Source organism: Cupriavidus gilardii (genome assembly GCF_008801915.1).
GTDB classification, from domain to species: Bacteria; Pseudomonadota; Gammaproteobacteria; order Burkholderiales; family Burkholderiaceae; genus Cupriavidus; species Cupriavidus gilardii.
Genome location: NZ_VZOV01000003.1, coordinates 113,533 through 136,344 on the forward strand (window position 1 = coordinate 113,533; position 22,812 = coordinate 136,344).

At 67.0% G+C, this 22,812-nt stretch carries 22 protein-coding genes; 15 read left to right on the forward strand and 7 right to left on the reverse strand.

The genetic code is table 11. From position 1 onward, the window contains the following. The first annotated feature begins 165 nt into the window (after positions 1-165). A complete protein-coding gene (gene nadA, locus F7Q96_RS06105; RefSeq protein ID WP_151022252.1) occupies positions 166-1,314 on the forward strand; it encodes a quinolinate synthase NadA in 1,149 nt (382 codons plus the stop codon). After that, a complete protein-coding gene (gene nadC / locus F7Q96_RS06110; RefSeq protein WP_053822440.1) occupies positions 1,311-2,195 on the forward strand; it encodes a carboxylating nicotinate-nucleotide diphosphorylase in 885 nt (294 codons plus the stop codon). The genes nadA and nadC overlap by 4 nt, the downstream gene beginning before the upstream one ends. A gap of 46 nt (positions 2,196-2,241) precedes the next feature. Here nadC and nadB read toward each other — a convergent pair whose 3' ends face one another. From nadB to radC, 4 genes are all read right to left on the reverse strand, one after another. Continuing rightward, a complete protein-coding gene (gene nadB / locus F7Q96_RS06115) occupies positions 2,242-3,840 on the reverse strand; it encodes an L-aspartate oxidase (RefSeq protein ID WP_053822439.1) in 1,599 nt (532 codons plus the stop codon). Positions 3,841-4,058: 218 nt separating this feature from the next. Beyond that, a complete protein-coding gene (rpmG, locus tag F7Q96_RS06120) occupies positions 4,059-4,229 on the reverse strand; it encodes a 50S ribosomal protein L33 (RefSeq protein ID WP_006575662.1) in 171 nt (56 codons plus the stop codon). A gap of 13 nt (positions 4,230-4,242) precedes the next feature. Then, on the reverse strand, positions 4,243-4,476 hold the full coding sequence (gene rpmB, locus F7Q96_RS06125; RefSeq protein WP_006575661.1) for a 50S ribosomal protein L28: 234 nt from the start codon (positions 4,474-4,476) through the stop codon (positions 4,243-4,245). 178 nt (positions 4,477-4,654) lie between these two features. Next, a complete protein-coding gene (gene radC / locus F7Q96_RS06130) occupies positions 4,655-5,329 on the reverse strand; it encodes a RadC family protein (RefSeq protein WP_053822438.1) in 675 nt (224 codons plus the stop codon). A gap of 110 nt (positions 5,330-5,439) precedes the next feature. On the opposite strand from radC, the gene F7Q96_RS06135 reads away from it, so the two are divergent. The 7 genes from F7Q96_RS06135 (at position 5,440) to F7Q96_RS06165 (ending at position 12,579) form a co-directional block, all read left to right on the forward strand. Further along, positions 5,440-5,925 carry an FKBP-type peptidyl-prolyl cis-trans isomerase gene (locus F7Q96_RS06135; RefSeq protein ID WP_006575659.1) on the forward strand — a complete coding sequence of 162 codons (486 nt, stop codon included), beginning with the start codon at positions 5,440-5,442 and terminating at the stop codon, positions 5,923-5,925. Between the two features lie 49 nt (positions 5,926-5,974). Further along, positions 5,975-6,934 carry a 4-hydroxy-3-methylbut-2-enyl diphosphate reductase gene (gene ispH, locus F7Q96_RS06140; RefSeq protein ID WP_053822437.1) on the forward strand — a complete coding sequence of 320 codons (960 nt, stop codon included), beginning with the start codon at positions 5,975-5,977 and terminating at the stop codon, positions 6,932-6,934. 599 nt (positions 6,935-7,533) lie between these two features. Beyond that, positions 7,534-8,730, forward strand: coding sequence for a branched-chain amino acid ABC transporter substrate-binding protein (locus F7Q96_RS06145; RefSeq protein ID WP_053822436.1), 1,197 nt, complete (start codon positions 7,534-7,536; stop codon positions 8,728-8,730). Between the two features lie 220 nt (positions 8,731-8,950). After that, on the forward strand, positions 8,951-9,886 hold the full coding sequence (locus F7Q96_RS06150) for a branched-chain amino acid ABC transporter permease (RefSeq protein ID WP_006575657.1): 936 nt from the start codon (positions 8,951-8,953) through the stop codon (positions 9,884-9,886). Between the two features lie 13 nt (positions 9,887-9,899). Next, positions 9,900-11,057 carry an ABC transporter permease subunit gene (locus F7Q96_RS06155; RefSeq protein WP_053822435.1) on the forward strand — a complete coding sequence of 386 codons (1,158 nt, stop codon included), beginning with the start codon at positions 9,900-9,902 and terminating at the stop codon, positions 11,055-11,057. 14 nt (positions 11,058-11,071) lie between these two features. After that, positions 11,072-11,848, forward strand: a complete 777-nt coding sequence (locus tag F7Q96_RS06160) for an ABC transporter ATP-binding protein (protein ID WP_053823191.1) — start codon at positions 11,072-11,074, stop codon at positions 11,846-11,848. Positions 11,849-11,862: 14 nt separating this feature from the next. After that, the gene (locus F7Q96_RS06165; protein WP_006575654.1) at positions 11,863-12,579 is read left to right on the forward strand and encodes an ABC transporter ATP-binding protein; all 717 of its coding nucleotides are present in this window, start codon (positions 11,863-11,865) and stop codon (positions 12,577-12,579) included. Positions 12,580-12,793: 214 nt separating this feature from the next. Here the strand turns inward: F7Q96_RS06165 and F7Q96_RS06170 are convergent, their stop codons facing one another. The 3 genes from F7Q96_RS06170 to F7Q96_RS06180 form a co-directional block, all read right to left on the reverse strand. Then, positions 12,794-13,273 (reverse strand): nuclear transport factor 2 family protein, encoded by a 480-nt coding sequence (locus tag F7Q96_RS06170; protein WP_158507269.1) that lies wholly within the window; start codon positions 13,271-13,273, stop codon positions 12,794-12,796. A 185-nt stretch (positions 13,274-13,458) separates the two neighbouring features. Continuing rightward, positions 13,459-14,646 carry an acetylornithine transaminase gene (locus tag F7Q96_RS06175; RefSeq protein WP_053822433.1) on the reverse strand — a complete coding sequence of 396 codons (1,188 nt, stop codon included), beginning with the start codon at positions 14,644-14,646 and terminating at the stop codon, positions 13,459-13,461. Positions 14,647-14,981: 335 nt separating this feature from the next. Continuing rightward, complete coding sequence (locus F7Q96_RS06180; protein WP_053822432.1) at positions 14,982-16,037, reverse strand: CDP-6-deoxy-delta-3,4-glucoseen reductase; 1,056 nt, start codon at positions 16,035-16,037, stop codon at positions 14,982-14,984. Positions 16,038-16,046: 9 nt separating this feature from the next. On the opposite strand from F7Q96_RS06180, the gene F7Q96_RS06185 reads away from it, so the two are divergent. The 6 genes from F7Q96_RS06185 (at position 16,047) to hutH (ending at position 22,694) form a co-directional block, all read left to right on the forward strand. Beyond that, the gene (locus F7Q96_RS06185; RefSeq protein WP_053822431.1) at positions 16,047-17,012 is read left to right on the forward strand and encodes an NAD-dependent epimerase/dehydratase family protein; all 966 of its coding nucleotides are present in this window, start codon (positions 16,047-16,049) and stop codon (positions 17,010-17,012) included. 424 nt (positions 17,013-17,436) lie between these two features. Next, on the forward strand, positions 17,437-18,417 hold the full coding sequence (locus tag F7Q96_RS06190) for an ABC transporter substrate-binding protein (protein ID WP_144425902.1): 981 nt from the start codon (positions 17,437-17,439) through the stop codon (positions 18,415-18,417). A 15-nt stretch (positions 18,418-18,432) separates the two neighbouring features. Then, the gene (locus F7Q96_RS06195; protein WP_053822430.1) at positions 18,433-19,317 is read left to right on the forward strand and encodes an ABC transporter permease; all 885 of its coding nucleotides are present in this window, start codon (positions 18,433-18,435) and stop codon (positions 19,315-19,317) included. Continuing rightward, complete coding sequence (locus F7Q96_RS06200) at positions 19,314-20,093, forward strand: ABC transporter ATP-binding protein (RefSeq protein WP_053822429.1); 780 nt, start codon at positions 19,314-19,316, stop codon at positions 20,091-20,093. The genes F7Q96_RS06195 and F7Q96_RS06200 overlap by 4 nt, the downstream gene beginning before the upstream one ends. A gap of 88 nt (positions 20,094-20,181) precedes the next feature. After that, on the forward strand, positions 20,182-20,979 hold the full coding sequence (gene hutC / locus F7Q96_RS06205) for a histidine utilization repressor (RefSeq protein ID WP_053822428.1): 798 nt from the start codon (positions 20,182-20,184) through the stop codon (positions 20,977-20,979). A gap of 125 nt (positions 20,980-21,104) precedes the next feature. Next, the gene (hutH, locus tag F7Q96_RS06210; RefSeq protein ID WP_053822427.1) at positions 21,105-22,694 is read left to right on the forward strand and encodes a histidine ammonia-lyase; all 1,590 of its coding nucleotides are present in this window, start codon (positions 21,105-21,107) and stop codon (positions 22,692-22,694) included. Positions 22,695-22,812 lie beyond the last annotated feature (118 nt).

Here is a 22,812-nt window from a genome sequence, read left to right on the forward strand (position 1 = left end):
GGACAGCGCCTGCTACAATGCCAGGCGCGCCCGAAGCCCCGCCATGCTGTCGCTGGCGGGGCTTTTCTTTTGGCGACGCCGCCCCATCTAGAGGCCGGTCCCGGCCGCCATGAAGACGCGTTGCGATGCGGCGGCGAGCGCAGGGTGCCCCGAGGAGTACAGGAGATGACCCCCCAAACGATCAAGACCGTCGAGTTCGAGAAACCGACGCAGATGCAGGCCGAAGGTGGCGCGAGCTGTGTGGCCCACGCCTGGGCCAAGGTGCCGCCCGCGCTGACCCCGGACGAGCGCGCCGCGTTGAAGGATCGCATCCGCGCCTTGCTGAAGGCGCGCAATGCGGTGCTCGTCGCGCACTACTATGTCGATGCCAACCTGCAGGACCTGGCCGAGGAAACCGGCGGCTGCGTGTCCGATTCGCTGGAGATGGCCCGCTTCGGGCGCGACCATCCGGCGCAGACGCTGGTGGTGGCGGGCGTGCGCTTCATGGGCGAGACCGCCAAGATCCTCAGCCCCGAAAAGACCATCCTGATGCCCGACCTGGACGCGACCTGCTCGCTGGACCTGGGTTGCCCGGCCGACGAGTTCGCGGCATTCTGCGACGCGCATCCGGATCGCACCGTGGTGGTCTATGCGAACACCAGCGCCGCGGTCAAGGCGCGTGCCGACTGGATGGTGACCTCCAGCATCGGGCTGAAGATCGTCGAGCATCTGCACGCGCGCGGCGAGAAGATCCTGTGGGCGCCGGACAAGCATCTGGGCAGCTATATCCAGCGCCAGACCGGTGCCGACATGCTGCTGTGGCAGGGCTCGTGCCTGGTGCACGACGAGTTCAAGGGCATCGAGCTTGATCTGCTGCGCAAGGAACATCCGAAGGCCAAGATCCTGGTGCATCCGGAATCGCCGGCCAACGTGGTCGCGCAGGCCGACGTGGTCGGCTCGACCTCGCAACTGATCGCCGCCGCCCAGCAGCTCGACGCCAGCGAGTTCATCGTCGCCACCGACAACGGCATCCTGCACAAGATGCGGATGGCCGCGCCGGGCAAGCATTTCATCGAGGCGCCGACCGCCGGCAACAGCGCGACCTGCAAGAGCTGCGCGCATTGCCCGTGGATGGCGATGAATGCGCTGACCAATCTGGCCGAGGTGCTGGAGACCGGCCGCAACGAGATCCACGTCGATCCTCAGATCGGCCGCCGCGCCTATACCTGCATCGATCGCATGCTGGACTTTGCCGCCCAGCAGAAGGCCAACGTACGGCCCGCTGCCGACCTGGCCAAGGAACAGGCGCTGTTCCAAGGGATCGGACCGGCATGAGCGATTCCTCGATGAACGACGCGGTGAATCCGGTCTTCGACCAATACGGGCCCGCGCTGGCCGAGGCGCTGCGCGACAACGTCCGCGCGGCGATCGCCGAGGACGTCGGCTCCGGCGACTGGACCGGCCAGCTGGTACCGGGCGACAAGCAGGCGCGTGCCCGCGTGATCGTGCGCGAGGATGCGGTGCTGTGCGGGCAGCCGTGGTTCGATGCCTGCATGCGGGCCGTCGATCCGCGTTTGCAGGTTCGCTGGCTGCAACAGGAAGGCGCGCGCATGGCGGCCGATTCGGTGGTCTGCGAAATCGACGGCCCGGCCCGTTCGTTGCTGACCGCCGAGCGTCCGTCGCTGAATTTCCTGCAGCTGCTGTCGGGCGTGGCCACGGCGACGCGGCGCTACGCCGATCTGGTCGCCGGTACGCGCGCCCGCGTGCTGGACACGCGCAAGACCTTGCCGGGGCTGCGCCTCGCGCAGAAGTATGCGGTCAAGATTGGCGGCGGCGACAATCAGCGGCTGGCGCTCTATGACGGCATCCTGATCAAGGAAAACCATATCGCCGCGGCCGGCGGCATCACCGCGGCGTTGCGCGCGGCGGCCGCGCTGAACGCGGGCGTGCCGGTGCAGGTCGAGGTCGAATCGCTGGTCGAACTGGAAGAGGCGCTGGCCGCCGGTGCGGTCTCGATCCTGCTGGACAACTTCACCGAACCGATGATGCGGGAGGCGGTGCGGATCAATGGCGGCCGCGCGGTGCTCGAAGTGTCCGGCGGCGTCAACGCGAATACGATCCGCCGTTTCGCCGAGACTGGTGTCGACCGGATCTCGGTCGGTGCGTTGACCAAGGACGTGCGCGCAACCGACTACTCGTTGCGCATCATCGGCTGAGCTCGCCGGGGTCCGATCGGGCCGCGGCGCGATCGCCGGTGGCGGGTCAGTTGCCGCGACGGCGCCCGTTGGGCGGCTGCAGCACGGTCGGCAGCGCCTTCGGCAGCGTGCCCGGATAGTCGCGGCTGAAATGCAGGCCACGGCTTTCGTGACGCGCATAGGCGCTGTCGACGATCATCGCTGCCACTTCGACCAGATTGCGCAGTTCCAGCAGATCGCGCGTGACGCGGAAGTTCGCGTAGTACTCGGTGATTTCCTCGCGCAGCAGCGCGATCCGATGCTGGGCGCGTTCGAGCCGCTTGCTGGTACGCACGATGCCGACGTAGTTCCACATCATCCTGCGCAGCTCGTCCCAGTTGTGCGAGACCACGACCTCCTCGTCCGCGTCCGACACGCGGCTCTCGTCCCACGGCGGCAGCGTCAGGTCCGGTTCGCGGGCCTTGGCCCGCGACGCGATGTCGTTGGCCGCGGCACGGCCGATCACCATGCATTCGAGCAGCGAGTTCGATGCCAGCCGGTTGGCGCCGTGCAGGCCGGTGTAGGCGGTCTCGCCGACCGCGTACAGATTGTCGAGATCGGTGCGTCCCGCCGTGTCGGTGACCACGCCGCCGCAGGTATAGTGCGCGGCCGGCACCACCGGGATCGGCTGGCGCGTGATGTCGATGCCCAGCTCCAGGCAGCGCGCATGGATCGTGGGGAAGTGCTCGCGCAGAAAGGGCGCGGGCTGATGCGTGATGTCCAGATACACGCAGTCCAGGCCGCGCTTCTTCATCTCGAAGTCGATCGCGCGGGCCACGACGTCGCGCGGCGCCAGCTCGGCGCGCGCGTCGTGCTCGGGCATGAAGCGGGTACCGTCGGGCAGCACCAGCCGGCCGCCTTCGCCGCGCACCGCCTCGGAGATCAGGAAGGACTTGGCGTACGGGTGGTACAGGCAGGTCGGATGGAACTGGATGAACTCCATGTTCGCGACCCGGCAGCCGGCGCGCCAGGCCATCGCGATGCCGTCGCCGGTCGCGGTATCCGGGTTGGTCGTATAGAGATAGACCTTGCCGGCACCGCCTGTGGCCAGCACCGTGTGGCTGGCGGTCAGCGTATGCACCTGGCCGTTGGCGTCGTCGAGCACGTACAACCCGAGGCAGCGGTTGCCGCCCAGTCCCATCTTGCGCGAGGTGATCAGGTCGATCGCGAAATGGTCCTCGAGGATCGTGATGTTGGGATGGCGGCGCACCTGCTCGGTCAGCGTCGTCACCACGGCATGGCCGGTGGCGTCGGCCGCGTGGATGATGCGCCGATGGCTGTGGCCGCCTTCGCGCGTCAGGTGGTAGCCAAGCTCGGCCTGTTCGTCGCGCGTGAACGGCACGCCGCGGTCGATCAGCCACTGGATCGCTTCGCGTCCGTGCTCGACGATGAAGCGGGTCGCGCCTTCATCGCACAGCCCGGCGCCGGCGATCAGCGTGTCCTGCGTGTGTTCGTCGTGACTGTCGCCGGAGTCGAGCACCGCCGCGATGCCGCCCTGGGCCCAGTCGCTGGCGCCTTGCGTCATGGCGCGCTTGCTCACGATGACAACCCGGTGGCTGTCGGCCAGTTGCAGCGCGACCGTGAGGCCGGCCAGGCCGCTGCCGACGATGGCGACGTCGAAGTTCATGATGCGTGGTGGCGCGCCGAGGGCGCCGGTGGTGCGGGAAAGCTCGAAAGTGTACACCGCGGACGACGCGGCGGCGCCTTGCCCCTGCTGCTGGCACGGCGTGCCGCGGCCGCTGCTGCGCGACGACGGCCAGGGGGCGGCGAGCCGGCATCGGCAGGCACGCGCGGGCAACAAAAAACCCCGCCATGGCGGGGTTCTTCGCTGGAACGCAGGATCAATTACTTGATCTTGGTTTCCTTGTACTCGACGTGCTTGCGCGCGACCGGATCAAATTTCTTGATCGACATCTTTTCCGGCATGGTGCGCTTGTTCTTGTCGGTGGTGTAGAAGTGACCGGTACCCGCGGTGGATTCCAGTTTGATCTTGTCGCGTCCGCCTTTGCTGGCCATGATGAACTCCTAATTAGACTTCGCCGCGTGCGCGCAGGTCGGCGAGCACGGAGTCGATGCCTTTCTTGTCGATCAGGCGCAGACCGGCGTTCGAGACGCGCAGGCTCACCCAGCGGTTTTCCGATTCAACAAAGAAACGACGGTTCTGCAGGTTGGGCAGAAAACGGCGCTTGGTCTTGTTGTTTGCGTGGGAAACGTTGTTGCCGACCATCGGCGCTTTCCCGGTCACTTGACAGACGCGTGCCATGAAGCACTCCTAAATCTTCTATTCGTGGACAATGTTCGCAACAGATCAACAAAAGGCGCGCGGGCCCGGACTGCAGCGGTTAAGACTTCAGCAAAACGGGCATTATAGACCGAAATCCCTCGCTCGATCAATGCCTTCTGTGCGTTGACGCCACGGCGATGCGCCAGTGCCTCGGGCGTCACAGTTGGCGATGCTCCGCCAGCGAATAGGTCGTATTGCCTGCGACGATGAAGTGGTCCAGCACCTGGACATCGATCAGTGCCAGCGAATGCGCCAGCGTCTTGGTCATCGCCAGGTCGGCCGCGCTCGGCGCCGGATTGCCCGACGGATGGTTGTGGGCGACGATCACCGAGGCCGCATTATGCGCCAATGCCTGCCTGACGACCTCGCGCGGGTGGACGCTGGTTTGCGTCAGCGTGCCGCGGAACAGTTCCTCGGCGGCCAGCAGCCGGTTGCGCGCGTCGAGGAACAGGCACAGGAACACCTCGTAAGGCCGCTGCGCCAACGAAAGGCGCAGGTAGTCGCGTACCGCCTGCGGCGATTCGAGGCCCGGCGCCAGCGCCAACTGCTCGGCCAGCGCCCGGCGCGTCAGCTCGACCACCGCCTGCAGCTGCGCGTATTTGGCGCTGCCGACCCCGCGCACGCGGCTCAGTTCGGCCTGGCTGGCCGCCAGCAGTCCGGTCAGCGAGCCGAACGCCGCGATCAGTTCGCGCGCGACGTCGACCGCGCTCTTGCCCGGCACGCCGACGCGCAGGAATACCGCCAGCAGCTCGGCGTCGGACAACGCCGCGGCACCGGCTTGCAGCAGCTTTTCGCGAGGACGTTCGCTGGCGGGCCAATCTGGGATGGGCATGGCGGTCTCGGTCTGGGAGCGGGGTGGCGGGGGAGGAAGCGGCGGCGGCGGGGTTCGGCGGCGCCGGGTTCAGTCGCTTACAATACGGGTTCTCGACTGGTTGAGCATTCATGAATTCGCAAACTTTTGCGTCGGACTCCGGCGGCGCCACCGCGCGCAAGACCGTGCAGGCCGATTCCTTCCTGACCTTGCATTACCGCATCTCGCTGGAGAACGGTACCGAGGTCGTCAGCACCTTCGACGACAAGCCCGCCACGCTGCTGCTAGGGCAGGGCCAGTTCGCCCCCACGCTGGAACAGGCGCTGCTCGGCATGGCCGAGGGCGAGCGCACCAGCTACCGTCTGGCGCCGGAACACGCCTTCGGCCCGCGCAATCCCGAGCTGCTGCAGCGCGTGTCGCTTGCCACGCTGCGCGAGAACAGCTCGTTCGAAGAGGACTACAGCCCGGGTGACCTGGTCGAGTTCAACGCGCCCGGCGGCGGCAAATATGCCGGCGTGCTGAAGGAGATTGGCGAGACCTCGGCGCTGTTCGACTTCAATCATCCGCTGGCCGGACAGACCATCCTGTTCGACGTCCAGCTGATCGGCATTCTCTGACGACCTTGCTCCGGCCGCCTGGCCGGCCGGAGCGCAGCTACCTTCCCGCATGCCCGAACTGACTCCCGCCCCCGACGCCGAGATCCTGCTGGCCCAGCCGCGCGGCTTCTGCGCCGGGGTCGATCGCGCGATCGAGATCGTGGAGCGCGCGCTCCAGCGCTTTGGCGCGCCGATCTATGTGCGCCATGAAATCGTGCACAACGCCTATGTCGTGGCCGACCTGCGCCGCAAGGGCGCCATCTTCGTGCAGGACCTCGACGAGGTGCCGGCCGGCGCGACCGTGATCTTCAGCGCGCACGGCGTTTCGCGCAGCGTCCGCGCCGAGGCACAGGCGCGCGGCCTGAACGTGTTCGACGCGACCTGTCCGCTGGTGACGAAGGTCCATGTCGAGGTTGGCAAGATGCGGGCCGAAGGCTGCGAGATCGTGATGATTGGCCATCGTGGCCACCCCGAAGTCGAGGGCACGATGGGCCAGGCTGACGGCGGCATGCTGCTGGTCGAGTCGCCCGCCGACGTGCAGACCCTGCAGGTCGCCGATCCCACGCGGCTCGCCTATGTCACGCAGACCACGCTGTCGGTCGACGAGACCGAGGAGATCGTCGCCGCGCTGAAGGCGCGGTTCCCGGCGATCCGCGAGCCGAAGAAGCAGGACATCTGCTACGCCACGCAGAACCGCCAGGACGCGGTCAAGTTCATGGCGCCGCAGGTCGACGTGGTGATCGTGGTCGGCAGCCCCAACAGCTCGAACTCGAACCGCCTGCGCGAACTGGCCGAGCGGCTCGGCGTGCCTTCCTATATGGTCGATGCGCCGGAACAGGTTCGCCCCGAGTGGATCGCCGGCAAGCGCCGCATCGGCCTGACCGCGGGCGCCTCGGCGCCGGAGGCGCTGGCCCAGTCGATCGTCGACCGGCTGCGCGCGCTCGGTGCGCGGCAGGTGCGACCGCTGGAAGGCATCGAGGAGAACATGTCGTTTCCGCTTCCCAAGGGCCTGCAGGCGAACGCCGCCTGAGTCCCACAGTATCTTCTTCGGTCTTCGTCAGCGCCCCGCCTCGAGCGGGGCGTTGTCGTTTTGGGCGCGTGCCTCGACCCGCCATCGTTCTCCCCTGTCAATACGGTGCAGCGCGTCAAAGAAACTTAATCGTCACAACGATATATTGACTCGAACCTTGCTTGCCTTTTGCGACGGACTTTAGGGTAATTCCCCTAAATGCGGGTTTTCCCTTGATTGGTGCGAACGCGGATTGCCGATATTCAAAGTTGGTGCATATTGCTTTTATGAAATGCCTAATTAATTTCTATAAATGGAGGTGCCGTCCCAGCCACGCCCTGACGCCCCGCAGTGCGCTCCGGTGACGTGGCGGGCACGGATCTTGTTAGGTATCGCAAAGGGCCCCTGTTGTGAATGGGAATTGCCCCAATGAGGGCATTGGGGAAATTACCTAGCTCAATAGAAGGGTAAAAGGCTCAGGTTGTTGCGTCGCGTATTGCATCCGCAAAAAAAGGGGATACAATGCGCGCGTTTCAAATTGAAACTAAACCAAGGCGGTGCAGGGAAACGGACGGGAGGCGTTGCGTAACCCTGATCTTGTGAATCCTAGGAGATCACTCATGCAAATCACGTTTGCCAAGATTCTGCCGATCGCAGCGGCAGTGGCACTGGTTTCTGCCTGCGGCAAGAAGGAAGAGGCGGCGCCCGGTGCGACGGCCTCGGCACCTGCCGCGGCAGCACCGGCTGGCGGCGAGGTGGTGGTAAAGATCGGCCACGCGGCGCCGCTGACCGGTGGGATTGCCCACCTTGGCAAGGACAACGAGAACGGCGCGCGCCTGGCCGTCGAAGAGGTCAACAAGGCCGGTCTGGAACTGGGCGGCAAGAAGGTCCGCCTGGAGCTGGTCGGCGAAGACGATGCCGCCGATCCGAAGACCGGCACTTCGGTGGCCCAGAAGCTGGTCGACGAGAAGGTCGTCGCCGTGGTCGGCCACCTGAACTCGGGCGTGTCGATTCCCGCCTCCAAGATCTATAGCGATGCCGGCATCGTGCAGATCTCGCCGTCCTCGACCAACCCCGACTACACCAAGCAGGGCTTCAAGACGACCTTCCGCGTAGTGGCCACCGATGCCCAGCAGGGCCCGGCCCTGGCCAACTACGCCGCCAAGAGCCTGAACGCCAAGAGCGTGGCGATCGTCGACGACGCCACCGCCTACGGCAAGGGTCTGGCCGACGAGTTCGAGAAGACCGCCAAGGCGGCCGGCGTCAACATCGTGGCGCGCGAGGCCACCAACGACAAGGCCACCGACTTCAAGGCCATCCTGACCAAGATCAAGGGCAAGAAGCCGGACGTCATCATGTACGGCGGCATGGACGCCACCGGCGGTCCGTTCGCCAAGCAGGCCAAGGAGCTGGGCATCCCGGCCAAGATCGTCGGCGGCGACGGCGTCTGCACCGACAAGGTGGCGGAACTGGCGGGCGACGCGGTCAGCAACATCATCTGCTCCGAAGCCGGCCTGGCGCTGTCCAAGATGGAGAAGGGCGCCGAGTTCCAGAAGCGTTATCAGGAACGTTTCAACGCACCGGTGCAGATCTACGCGCCGTTCACCTACGACGCCGTGATGGTGATCGTCGATGCGATGAAGCGCGCCGGCTCGACCGAGCCCGCGGCGATCCTGGCGGAGATGCCCAAGACCAACTACCAGGGCGTGATCGGCAACATTGCCTTCGACGAGAAGGGCGACATGAAGGAAGGCACCATCACGCTGTACGACTACAAGGACAAGAAGAAGTCCGTGCTTGACGTCGTGAAGATGTAATTCGGACCTACCCGGTCCACCGAACGGCACCGTGAGTACTTTGCGGTGCCGTTCTTTTTAGCCTCGCCTTTTGTGACAGCGCCCTTACCATGGGTGGAACGCGGCAGGCCGTTGCTTTACCCGCTTACCAGCACATAACCCCTTACCAAACCACTCACACCAAGCTGCCCGGTCGGCATCCATCCATGCCGGAAGTGCGGGCGGCAAGCCAGGAGTATTCATGGATATCCTTATCCAGCAGATCGTGAATGGTCTGGTGCTCGGCAGCATCTATGCGCTGATTGCACTCGGCTACACCATGGTCTACGGCATTCTCGGGATCATCAACTTCGCCCATGGCGATGTGCTGATGATCGGCGCGCTGACCGCACTGTCGGCGATTCTCGCACTCCAGCAATTCGCCCCCGGCCTGCCGGAATGGCTGACGCTCGTGATCGCCACGCTGATCGCGATGCCGGTCTGCGCGATGCTGTCCTATTCGATCGAACGGATTGCCTACCGGCCGCTGCGCAATGCGCCCCGGCTGGCCCCGCTGATCACCGCGATCGGCGTCTCCATCATGCTGCAGACCATCGCGATGATGATCTGGTCGCGCAATCCGCTGACGTTCCCCCAACTGCTGCCGTCGGAGCCCATCGACATCGGCACCACCGGCGCGACCATCACCGGCAAGGAGATGGTGATCATCGGCATGGCCGTGATGGTGATGGCAGGGCTGCTGGCGCTGGTCAACCGTACCAAGCTCGGCCGTGCGATGCGCGCCACCGCCGAGAACCAGCGCGTGGCGGGCCTGATGGGCGTGAACCCGAATTTCGTGATCTCGGCCACCTTCATGATCGGCGCGACGCTGGCGGCGCTGGCCGGCGTGATGATGGCGACCAACTATGGCAACGCGCACTTCTACATGGGATTCATCCCCGGCCTGAAGGCGTTCACCGCGGCCGTGCTCGGCGGCATCGGCAACCTCGCCGGCGCGATGGTCGGCGGCATGCTGCTGGGGCTGATCGAGGCGCTGGGCGCCGGCTATATCGGCGACCTGACCAACGGCGTGTTCGGTTCGAACTATCAGGACGTGTTCGCCTTTATCGTGCTGATCACCGTGCTGGTGTTCCGTCCGTCCGGCATCATGGGCGAACGTGTGGCCGACCGGGCGTAAGGGGATCGCAACGATGAACACTCCGATTTCTACGACGGCGCAGGCCGCGCCGCTGACCAAGACCCCGGCCAAGACCATGTTCGCGCTGGCCGCCTTCCTCGTGATCGGCCTGTGCGCGCCGTTCGCCGTGCAGTTCCTCGGCGGCAACTACTGGGTGCGCGTGCTCGACTTCGCGCTGCTGTACATCATGCTGGCGCTGGGCCTGAACATCGTGGTCGGCTTTGCCGGCCTGCTGGACCTTGGCTATATCGCCTTCTACGCGGTGGGCGCCTACCTGATGGCGCTGCTCGGCTCGCCGCACCTCGCCAACCAGTTCGAGACCATCGCGCAGCTGTTCCCGAACGGCTTCCATGTCAGCGTCTGGTGGGTGCTGCCGCTGGCCGCGCTGGTGGCGGGCATCTTCGGCGTGCTGCTGGGCGCGCCGACGCTGAAGCTGCGCGGCGACTATCTGGCGATCGTCACGCTCGGCTTCGGCGAGATCATCCGCATCTTCATGAACAACCTGGACCGGCCGGTCAATATCACCAACGGTCCCAAGGGCATCACCGCGGTCGATCCGATCACCATCTTCGGCTTCAACTTCTCCAAGACGCACGAGTTCTTCGGCCTGAAATTCACGCCGGTGTTCATGTACTACTACCTGCTGATCCTGCTGGTGGTGGCCATCGTGTTCGTGTCGCTGCGGCTGCAGAATTCACGCATCGGCCGCGCCTGGGTGGCGATCCGCGAGGACGAGATCGCGGCCAAGGCGATGGGCATCAATACCCGCAACATCAAGCTGCTGGCGTTCGCGATGGGCGCGTCGTTTGGCGGCGTGTCGGGCGCGGTGTTCGGCGCCTTCCAGGGCTTCGTGTCGCCGGAATCGTTCACGCTGTGGGAGTCGATCTACGTGCTGGCGATCGTGGTGCTCGGCGGCATGGGCCATATCCCGGGCGTGATCCTCGGCGGCATCCTGCTGATCGGCTTCCAGGAACTGCTGCGCGTGGTGGCCGAGCCGGTGCAGCGGATGATGCTGGGCGAAGTGATCGTCGATGCCGAGGTGCTGCGCCAGCTGCTGTTCGGCCTGGCACTGGTCGGCGTGATGCTGTATCGCCCGGCGGGCCTGTGGCCGTCGCCGCGCAAGGAAGACCGGCCGGTGATCCGCCGCCCCGGTAGCGTTGGACGTCTGTGAAGCGGGAGGACCTGATGAGCAACGAAAACATCCTCCTGTCCGTCAAGGGAGTGAACAAGCGCTTCGGCGGCCTGCAGGCGCTGTCCGATGTGGGCCTGGAAATCCGGGCCGGCGAGATCTATGGCCTGATCGGCCCGAACGGCGCCGGCAAGACGACCTTCTTCAACGTGATCACCGGGCTGTACACGCCCGACTCCGGCGAGTTCGTGCTGGACGGCAAGCCCTATCGGCCGACCGCGGTGCATGAGGTGGCCAAGGCCGGCATCGCCCGTACCTTCCAGAACATCCGCCTGTTCGGCGACATGACCGCGCTCGAGAACGTGATGGTCGGCCGCCACGTGCGCACCAAGGCCGGCGTGATCGGCGCGATCTTCCGCCCGCCGGCGGTGCGCCAGGAAGAGGAGGGCGTCGAGGACATGGCGCACGACCTGCTCGATTACGTGGGCATCGGCAAGTACGCCAACTTCACCTCGCGCAATCTGTCGTACGGCCACCAGCGCCGCCTCGAGATCGCCCGTGCGCTGGCGACCGAGCCCAAGCTGCTGGCGCTCGACGAGCCGGCGGCCGGCATGAACGCGACCGAGAAGGTCGAATTGCGCGGCCTGCTCGACAAGATCCGCAGCGACGGCAGGACCATCCTGCTGATCGAGCATGACGTCAAGCTCGTGATGGGCCTGTGCGACCGCATGACCGTGCTGGACTACGGCAAGGTCATCGCCCAGGGCCTGCCGCACGATGTCCAGAACAACCCGGCGGTGATCGAGGCCTACCTCGGCACTTCGGCCCACTGACGGGGGAGCAGCCAATGAAAGAAACACTACTGAAGATCGCCGGACTGAAGGTCGCGTACGGCGGCATCCAGGCCGTCAAGGGCATCGACCTGGAAATCCGCGACGGCGAGCTCGTCACGCTGATCGGCGCCAATGGCGCCGGCAAGACCACCACGATGAAGGCCATCACCGGCCTGCAGCCGTGGGCCGGCGGCGACGTCGAATACCTGGGCCGTTCGATCAAGGGCGTGCCCAGCTACGACCTGTTGAAGCAGGGCCTGGCAATGGTGCCCGAAGGCCGCGGCGTGTTCGCGCGCATGACCATCACCGAGAACCTGCTGATGGGCGCCTTCACGCGCAAGGACGAGGCCGGCATCAAGGACGATATCGACCGCATGTTCGGCATCTTCCCGCGCCTGAAGGAACGTGCCAATCAGCTGGCCGGCACCATGTCGGGCGGCGAGCAGCAGATGCTGGCCATGGCGCGCGCGCTGATGAGCCAGCCGCGCCTGCTGCTGCTGGACGAACCGTCGATGGGCCTGTCGCCGATCATGGTCGAGAAGATCTTCGAGGTCGTGCGCGATATCTCGAGCCAGGGCGTCACGGTGCTGCTGGTCGAGCAGAACGCCCGCCTGGCCCTGCAGGCCGCCGACCGCGGCTATGTGATGGAGTCCGGCCTGATCACGATGAACGGCAACGCCGCCGACATGCTCGACGATCCGAAGGTGCGCGCCGCCTACCTCGGCGAATGAGTCCGTCGCGATAGGAACGGCGGCCGCATGCCGCCGCGCCGTACCAAGCCCCGCCATGCCTGCATGCGCGGGGCTTTTTTACTCGGTCCAGCGTTTCCTTTTCGTGTCTTGCAAGGAGTTGTAATGATGAGGTGTCCGATCTGTGCCGCAGGAGGTTCGCGCCGCATGATCGTCTCGTCGAACACTGTTGATGCGGCGCTACCGCAGCAGGTAATTACCGCTCCGCCGGCGCGGGCCGGATCGAATTGTGCGACGACACCACCTGCCACCCCTGCGGCGTGCGGACGAACACATCGGTGAAGACGACGTCCGTTGGCTTGGCCTTCGCGTTGGGCCGATAACGGTTGACGCCGGTGACCACCGCGCTGTCGCGGAAGGTGCGTACCTTCAGTTCGGTCAGCGTCTGGCTGGAGCCGGGCGGCGGAGGGCCCGCAGATAGCGATTCGGCGCGGTTGCGCATGCCGCCCAGCGGAGATATGTTGACGAAGGTCGGATGGAGCAGCCGCTCGAGCGCGGCGCGGTCGCCCGACTCGGTGGCGGCCAGCCAGTCCTGCTCGGCCTTGAGGATGGCGGCGTGGTCGGCGGCCTCGTCGGCCGCGGCCGTTTCGGCGGCCAGGGTGCCGAGCAGCGCCAGGGCCGCCACGGCAAACGTAGTGGCCAGCCCACGCCTGTGCGAATGGAGGCGACCGCCCATTGTTGTTCTCCTGGACCTGGATGGCATCAGTATAGGCAAGCGAATATTACCGTCGTCCCCACGCGCGGCGGGTGGCGGTCGGACACGGACGAGCCAATGAAAAAGCCGCCCTGCCATCGCAGCAGGGCGGCCGTGTTCCGATCTGTCGCTGTTGCCGGCCGCGGTCGACGGCCGGTGCGGCAAGATCAGGCCAGCGCCTTCAGCAGCGTCCGCAGCATGCCGATCATCTGGTCGATTTCCTCGCGGGTCACGTTCAGCGCCGGCATGAAGCGCAGCAGGTTCGGACGCGGCGAATTGAGCAGCAGGCCGTCGGGCTGCATCTCGCGCGCCTGCTCGACCAGTTGCGGGCCGATGTCCTTGCCCAGCATCAGCGCGCGCAGCAGGCCTTCGCCGCGTTCGCCGGCCAGGCCGAACTCGGTGGACAGCGCCAGCAGCTGTTCGCGCAGATACGCGCCTTTCTCCTGCACCTGCTGCAGGAAGCCCGGCGCCAGCAGCTGCTCGAACACCGCGCTGCCGACCGCGCACATCAGCGGATTGCCGTTGTAGGTACCGCCCTGGTCGCCGGCCTCGAAGCTCGCCACCTCGGCCTTGCACAGCAGCGCCGACAGCGGCACGCCGCCACCGATGCCCTTGCCCAGCGTCATGATGTCCGGCTCGACGTTCGACAGCTCGTAGGCGAACAGCGTGCCGCAGCGGCCGCAGCCGGCCTGCACTTCGTCGACGATGAACAGCAGCTTGTGCTTGTCGGCCAGCGCGCGCAGCCCTTGCATGAATTCACGCGTGGCGGGGACCACGCCGCTCTCGCCCTGCACCGGCTCGAGCATGATGCCGACCGTCTTGTCGTTGATCAGCGCCTCGACCGAGGCCAGGTCATTGAGCTGGGCCTTCGGGAAGCCCGGCACCTGCGGCGCGAAGATCGTGTCCCAGCCGGCCTTGCCGGACGCGCTCATGGTCGCCAGCGTGCGGCCATGGAAGCTGTGGTCCATCGTGATGATCTCGTAGGCGCCGTTCTTGTGCTTGCGCCCCCATTTGCGCGCCAGCTTGATCGCGCCCTCGTTGGCCTCCGCGCCGCTGTTGGCGAAGAACACCTTGTCGAAGCAGCTGTGGTCGGTCAGCGTCTTGGCCAGCCGCAGCATCGGCTCGTTGTAGAACGCCGGGCTCGGATTGATCAGCTTGCGGGACTGCTCGTTCAGCGCCGCGATCATGCCTTCGTTGGAGTGGCCCAGGCAGTTGACGGCCCAGCCCTGCACGAAGTCCAGATAGCGCTTGCCCTGATGGTCCGTCAGCCACGAGCCCTTGCCCTCGGTGAAGACGAGCTCGGGCCGGTTGGTGATGTACATCAGCGATTGGACGGGATACTCAGCAAATGCCATGGCGGACTCCAGGGATCGGCAAACAGGGAAAAGGGAAGGGCGGCAAAACAAAAAAGCCACGGGGGTTGCCCGTGGCTTGATGACCTGAACAGACGCTGTCGACGGTCAGCCGCGTGGCACCCTGGCGGGATGCGACGTACGGAAGCTGCGTCGGATGTTGGCGTGGTTCATGCGGCCTACTATAAGACGCAGTTACCCCAGTGTCAAAGACGACGGTGGCGGTCCGGGGCGTCATTGTTGTTCTCGCGAAACGGTGGCGCGGTGCTGGTGCGGTCCGGGCGCAGGTTCGGGCCGGGCGCGATCCGGGCCAGCCGGGCCGCACCGCAAGCCTTCTTTCAGGCAGCGCCGGCCGGATGCAGGTCGGCCTCGGAGGTGAACGAGTCGGCGAAGAACGCGTCCTCGTGCAGCGCGCACTCGGCGGTGAAGTCGCGCCGCGCCGAGTTGACCATCACCGGCGCGCCGCAGGCATAGACCTCGTGGCCGGACAGATCCGGGTAGTCCGTCATCACGGCCTGGTGGACGAAGCCGGTGCGGCCGTCCCAGTCGTCCTCGGGCAGCGCGTCGGAGACCACCGGCACGTAACGGAAGTTCGGCAGCTCGCGCGCCCACTGCTCGCACAGCGCATGCATGTACAGGTCGCGCGGACGGCGCCCGCCCCAGTACAGCGTCATCGGCCGCGTGATGCCGGTGTAGGCGGCGTGCTCGACGATGGCCTTGATCGGCGCGAAGCCGGTGCCCGAGGCCAGCAGGATGATCGGCTTGTCGGAGTCCTCGCGCAGGAAGAAGCTGCCCAGCGGACCTTCGAAGCGCAGGATGTCGCGCTCCTTCATCGCCGGCTGTCCCTCGCGCGCGCCGAACACGTAGTCGGTGAACGCGCCGCCGGGCATATGGCGGAAATGCAGTTCGATCGGGCCTTCCTCGTGCGGCGGCGTGGCGATCGAATAGCTGCGGCGCTTGCCGTCGCGCAGCAGGAATTCGACGTACTGGCCGGCCAGGTATTGCAGCCGCTCGGTGGCCGGCAGCTGCAGCTTCGCGACGATGACGTCCTCGGCCACGCGCTCCAGCGATTGCACGCGGCACGGCACCTTCTTGATCGGAATGTCGCCGGCGCCATGGACCTCGCGGCATTCGATGGTGATGTCCGATGCCGCATTGGCGCAGCAGAACAGCGCGCGGCCCTCGGTCTTTTCCTGCGCGGTCAGCGCGGAGGCGGCGTGGTCGCCCTGGACGATGTCGCCGGCGGTGACGCGGCCCTTGCACGAACCGCAGGCGCCGTTCTTGCAGCCGTACGGCAGGCCGATGCCTTGACGCAGCGCCGCCGACAGGATGGTTTCGTTCGCTTCCGCCTCGAACTGGCGGCCGCTCGGCAGCACGGTTACTTGATAAGCCATAATCTCTCGATGAGCAAAGATCTGTCGCCACCCCGTCTGGCCCGCCCGCGATTGCTGATCGTGGGTTGCGGGGACGTAGGCATGCGTTGCCTGCAAATGCTTGCCCCGCGCTGGCGCGTGTTCGCCGTGACCTCGCAGCCCGGCCGCGTGGCGGCCTTGCGGGCGGCGGGCGCGGTGCCGCTGGTGGCGAACCTCGACGAGCCGGCCACGCTCAAGCGCCTGCATGGCCTGGCCGATCGCGTGTTGCACCTGGCGCCGCCGCCGGCGCGCGGCGATGACGATCCGCGTACCGTCGCGCTGTTGCGGGCGCTGCGGCGTGGCGCATGGCGCCGCCCCGCGCGGGAACCCCGCATTCTACCCGAGCGGCCCGGACGGGGGACCGGCGTGGCCGGCACTGGCCGCGCGCCGGCGCTGGTCTACGCCAGCACCAGCGGCGTCTATGGCGACCGCGGCGGCGCGCGCGTCGGCGAGGCCCAGCCGGTACGGCCGCAGACCGCGCGGGCTCGCCGCCGCGTCGCTGCCGAGCGGGCGGTGCGGGCCTTCGGCCGCGCCAGTGGCTGGCGCGCCGGCATCGTGCGGATTCCGGGCATCTACGCCGAGGACCGCCTGCCCGTGGCACGCCTGCTCAAGGGCACGCCGGCTCTGGTGAGGGACGACGACGTCTACACCAACCACATCCACGCCGACGATCTGGCCCGCGCGATGATCGCCGCGCTGCTGCGCGGCAAGCCGCAGCGCGTGGTCCATGCCAGCGACGACAGCGAACTGCGGATGGCGGACTATTTCGATCTGGTGGCCGACCGGCGCGGGTTGCCGCGGCCCCCCCGGCTGTCGCGCGAGCAGATCCGCGAGGCCGTCGAGCCGGCGCTGCTGAGCTTCATGAGCGAATCCCGCCGGCTCGAGAACGCGCGGCTCAAGCGCGAATTGCGGCTGCGGCTGCGCTATCCGACGGTTCACCACTTCTTCGAAACCTGACCACCCCGCGGCATCCGCCGCGCCGGCGATGGCATGGCGATTGCGTCATTACGCCGCGCTTTCCTGTCTATACAGCATCTTGGGGCACGATGCCCGCTGGCCGTGCGGCGTGGTCACCAGCCTGGTGCGAAATGCCGGTCGGGCTGGCGGTCGAAGGCGCCGCCGGCGCCTCGCATCGCCCGTTATCGCTTTCCCTATCAGGGTTTGCGAGGGTTTGCGAGCAGCGGCCGATCACCGTGGCCGGCTTTGGAGACGCTGCATTCTCGAGGCGCCGTAGTGACGTTCCATCGCCTTGACTTGTATATACAGGATTGCTACATTGCCCGGAAACCGACCGGCGCCCCGACCGAGGACGCCGGCACGACCCGGGCGGGCCGCCAGCCGGCGGCACCGTTCGCGACACCAAAGGAGCCAAACAGTGCAGATGCAGAAGCGGAAGTTGGGGAATCAAGGGGGCGCCGGCCGTGCGCTCGGTTGGCTGGCCACGCTGGCGCTCGCAGCCGGTGCGGGCGTGGCGCAGGCCCAGACCACCAAGGTGGCGCTGGGCATGAGCGGCTGGACCGGCTTCGCGCCGCTGACGCTGGCCGCCAAGGCCGGCATCTTCGAGAAGCACGGAGTCGATGTCGACATCAAGATGATTCCGCAGAAGGACCGCCATCTGGCGCTGGCCTCGGGTGCGATCCAGTGCGCGGCGACCACGGTGGAAACGCATGTGGCCTGGAATGCCAACGGGGTGCCGATCACGCAGATCGTGCAGCTCGACAAGTCCTATGGCGCCGACGGGCTGGCGGTGCGCAGCGACGTCAAGTCCTTCGCCGACCTCAAGGGCAAGACCATCGGCGTCGACGCGCCGGGCACCGCGCCGTATTTCGGGCTGGCGTGGATGCTGAAGAAGAACGGCATGACCATCAAGGACGTCAAGACCACCACGCTGTCGCCGCAGGCGGCCGCACAGGCCTTCGTCTCGGGCCAGAACGATGCGGCGATGACCTACGAGCCGTATCTGTCGACCGTGCGGCAGAACCCGGAGAAGGGGAAGATCCTCGCCACCACGCTGGATTACCCGATGGTGATGGACACGCTGGGCTGTTCGCCGAAATGGTTGAAGGAGAACCCGAAGGCCGCGCAGGCGCTGGTCGACGGCTACTTCGAAGCGTTGGAGATGATTCGCAAGGACCCGGCCAAGTCCAACGAGATCATGGGCGCCGCGGTCAAGCAGACCGCCGAGCAGTTCGCCAAGTCGGCGTCGTATCTGCGCTGGCAGGACCGCGAGGCCAACCGCAAGTTCTTCGCCGGCGAGCTGGCCGAGTTCAGCAAGGAAGCCGCCGCGGTGCTGCTCGACGTCGGCGTGATCCGCAAGGTGCCGGACGTGACGACGTTGTATGACCCGCGGTTCATCCGCTAAGCGCCGGGAGCCGCGATGACACAACCGTTGCACGCCGATTCGCTGCGGGCCGTCGCGCCCGACAGCCCGGCGCCCGCCAGGACGATGCCGGCCGCGCCGCGTGCGCGCCGCAGCCATCCGTGGCTGACGCCGCTGACCCCTGTGTCGCCGCGCACCCGCTGGGTGCTTGGCCTGGGCTTCTTCGTGCTGTTCTTCGCCGTCTGGGGCGCGGTGACGCTGGGCGGCCTGGTGCCGCCGACCTTCCTTGCCGATCCGATCACGATGGCGCGCGAGGCGTGGCTGCTGTTTACCGAGTACGGTTTTCTCGGCGATATCGGCATGACCGTCTGGCGTGTGCTGGGCGGCTTCGTGCTGGCCGCCGTGCTGGCGGTGCCGCTGGGCATCCTGATGGGCGCCTACAAGGCCGCCGAAGCCTTCTTCGAGCCCTTCGTCTCGTTCTGCCGCTACCTGCCGGCGTCGGCCTTCATTCCGCTGCTGATCCTGTGGGCCGGCATCGGCGAGACGCAGAAGCTGCTGGTGATCTTCATCGGCTCGTTCTTCCAGATCGTGCTGATGGTCGCCGTCACCGTGGGCGGCGCGCGCCGCGACCTGGTCGAGGCGGCCTATACGCTGGGCGCCAACAGCGCCGGCATCGTCAAGCGCGTGCTGATACCCGGCGCCGCGCCCGGCATCGCGGAGATCCTGCGGCTGGTGCTGGGCTGGGCCTGGACCTATGTGATCGTCGCCGAGCTGATCGGCTCGTCGTCCGGCATCGGCCACATGATCACCGACAGCCAGGCGCTGCTCAATACCGGCCAGATCATCTTCGGCATCATCGTGATCGGCTGCATCGGCCTGGTCTCGGACCTGCTGTTCAAGCTCGCCAACCAGCGGCTGTTTCCGTGGAGCACCATCCAATGAGCGCGCTGTCGATCCAGCAGGTGTCGCGCACCTTCGTCAATCCGCGCGGCGGCCAGACCCAGGCGTTGTTGCCGGTGGACTTCGAGGTCCGCGAGAACGACTTCGTCACCATCCTCGGGCCGTCCGGCTGCGGCAAATCGACGTTGCTGCGCATCGTCGCCGGCCTCGACACGCCGACCTCTGGCCGCGTGCTGCTCGACGGCGAGCCGGTCACCGGGCCGGGCGCCGACCGCGGCATGGTGTTCCAGTCCTATACGCTGTTCCCGTGGCTGACGATCGAGCAGAACGTCCGCTTCGGCCTGCGCGAGCGCGGCATGAGCGTCGCCGAGCAGCGCGAGCGCAGCGATTTCTTCATCGCCCGCGTGGGCCTGCGCGGCTTCGAGCATCACTATCCGAAGCAGCTGTCGGGCGGCATGCAGCAGCGCACCGCGATCGCCCGCGCGCTGGCCAACGATCCGAAGATCCTGTTGCTGGACGAACCGTTTGGCGCGCTCGACAACCAGACCCGCGTGCTGATGCAGGAACTGCTGCTCGGCATCTGGGAGAGCGCGCGCAAGACGGTGCTGTTCGTCACGCACGATATCGACGAGGCGATCTTCATGGCCAACCGGGTTGCGGTATTCTCTGCGCGGCCCGGCCGGATCAAGACCGAGATCGCCGTCGACTTCGCCCATCCGCGGCACTACACGATCAAGACCTCGCCGGAGTTCTCGGCGTTGAAGGCGCGGCTGACCGAAGAGATCCGTGCCGAGGCGATGGTCTCGGCCGAGCATTGAGCCGGCCCATGATGTCCACCGACTTGCCGACCGACTCGCCCGCCGACACGCCCGCCGACACGCGCACCGACCCACGCAACCACCGACCATGACCGTAGAAGCCGGCACCCGCCGTCCCGCCACCCGTCCCGACGCCAACGGCCCTCGCCCGTCGGCCGATGCCACGCCGACCGCGCTGTACCAGCAGGTCAAGGAGTACATCGCGCGCCAGATCCAGAGCGGTGCCTGGCAGCCGGGCGATCGCGTGCCGTCCGAGCAGGAGCTGGTCAACCGCTTCGCCGTGTCGCGGATGACGGTCAACCGCGCGCTGCGCGAGCTCGCCGAGCAGGGCAGGGTGGTGCGCGTGGCGGGGGTCGGCACCTTCGTCGCCGAACACAAGCCGCAGTCGACGCTGCTGTCGGTCGTCAATCTGCAGGACGAGATCCGCATGCGCGGGCACGACTACGCCTGCGACGTGATCCTGGTCGAGCGCGCCTCGGCTTCGATCGAGGTCGCGGCGGCGCTCGATCTGCGCACCGGCGAGTCGGTCTTCCACTCGGTGTGCGTGCATCGCGAGGACGGCGTGCCGGTGCAGCTGGAGGACCGTTACGTCAATCCGCGCGTGGCGCCCGATTTCATCAACCAGGACTTCAGCGGCGTCAAGCCGGGCGAATATCTGCTGCGGCATGTGCCGTATGACCAGGTCGAGCACGTGGTCGACGCAGTCGCGGCGACGCCCGAGCAGGCCAGCCAGCTCGAGATGCCGGTGACCCAACCCTGCCTGCTGCTGACGCGGCGCACGTGGACCGCCGGCACGCCGGTGACCTTCGTGCGCTGCCTGCATCCCGGCAACCGCTATCGCCTCGGCAGCCGTTTCCGTGCCGATGGCAATCCGGCGTTCGGCTAGCGTGGCGGCCTGCGGCCCCGCTGCCGTTTCCACCGCACGAACCGAGCGCTTGCGCACCTGACTTCGACCCCGATTCGACCTAAGCTGATTTAAGCCGTACCAAGCTGTATAGACAGGACCATACAATGACAACGCCACACTCCGCTTCCCAATCGACCCAGGCACAACCCACGCTGACCCTGCATCCCGGCGAGGTCACCCTTGCCGAACTGCGCCGCATCTACCGCGGCGAGGTCCGGCTCGCGATGGCCGAATCCGCCTGGGCCGACGTGCGCGCCGCGCAGGCCACCGTGCAGCAGATCGTCGACACCGATGCGGTCGTCTACGGCATCAACACCGGCTTCGGCAAGCTGGCCAACACGCGCATCCCGCACGACAAGCTGGCCGAGCTGCAGCGCAACCTGGTGCTGTCGCACAGCGTCGGTACCGGCCGCGACCTGCCCGCCGATACGGTGCGCCTGATCCTGGCGACCAAGGCTGTCAGCCTGGCGCGCGGCCATTCGGGTGTGCGTCCGGAACTGATCGAGGCGCTGCTGGCGCTGGCCAACCACGGCGTCACGCCTTGCATCCCGGCCAAGGGCTCGGTGGGCGCGTCGGGCGACCTGGCCCCGCTCGCCCATCTGTCGTGCACGCTGATCGGCGTCGGCGAGGCCATCGTCGACGGCCGCCGCCTGCCGGCGGTCGAGGCGCTGGCGCATGCCGGCCTGAAGCCATTCGAGCTCGGGCCCAAGGAAGGCCTGGCGCTGCTGAACGGCACCCAGGTATCGACGGCGCTGGCACTGGCCGGCCTGTTCGCCGCCGAAGACGTGTTCGCCGCCGGCCTGGTGGCGGGCGCGCTGTCGCTCGAAGCGATCAAGGGCTCGGTCAAGCCGTTCGACGCCCGCATCCACGCGGCGCGCGGCCAGGCCGGCCAGATCGCGGTCGCCGGCGCGGTGCGCGAGCTGCTGGCGGGCAGCGAGATCGTGGACTCGCATCGCCAGTGCGGCCGCGTGCAGGACCCGTATTCGATCCGCTGCCAGCCGCAGGTGATGGGCGCCTGCCTGGACAATCTGCGCCACGCCGCCCGCGTGCTGCAGATCGAGGCCAATGCCGCGTCGGACAACCCGCTGGTGTTTTCGGAGCAGGGCGACGTGGTGTCCGGCGGCAACTTCCACGCCGAGCCGGTGGCGTTCGCCGCCGACATCATCGCGCTGGCGCTGGCCGAGATCGGCGCGATTTCCGAGCGGCGCCTGGCGCTGCTGCTCGATACCGGTCTGTCGGGCCTGCCGCCGTTCCTGGTGCGCGACGGTGGCCTGCATTCGGGATTCATGATCGCGCAGGTCACCGCCGCCGCGCTGGCCTCCGAGAACAAGTCGCTGGCCCATCCGTCCAGCGTCGACAGCCTGCCGACCTCGGCCAACCAGGAGGACCACGTGTCGATGGCGACTTACGGCGCCCGCCGGCTCGGCGACATGGCCGAGAACACCGCCGTCGTGGTCGGCATCGAGGCGATGGCCGCCGCGCAGGGCATCGAATTCCATCGGCCGCTGAAGTCCTCGCCGCTGATCGAGACCGAACTGGCCCGCATTCGCGAGCGCGTCGATTTCGTCGAGGTCGACCGCTATCTGGCGCCCGATATCGAGGCGATGAAGCAGTGGGTGCTGCAGGGCGACGCCGGCGCGGGCTGGCCGCAGGCCGTGCGCGCCGTGCTGCCGGCGCAGGGCGAAGCGGGCTGACGCGGGCGCTGGCCCTCTGCCTCGGACCCTCTGTCGCACGCGGGAGAGGGCAGGGGAGAGGGCAGCGGCGCCCGCAAACCGGAGCCGCCCGACACCACCGAACGAGACACCACCAAAG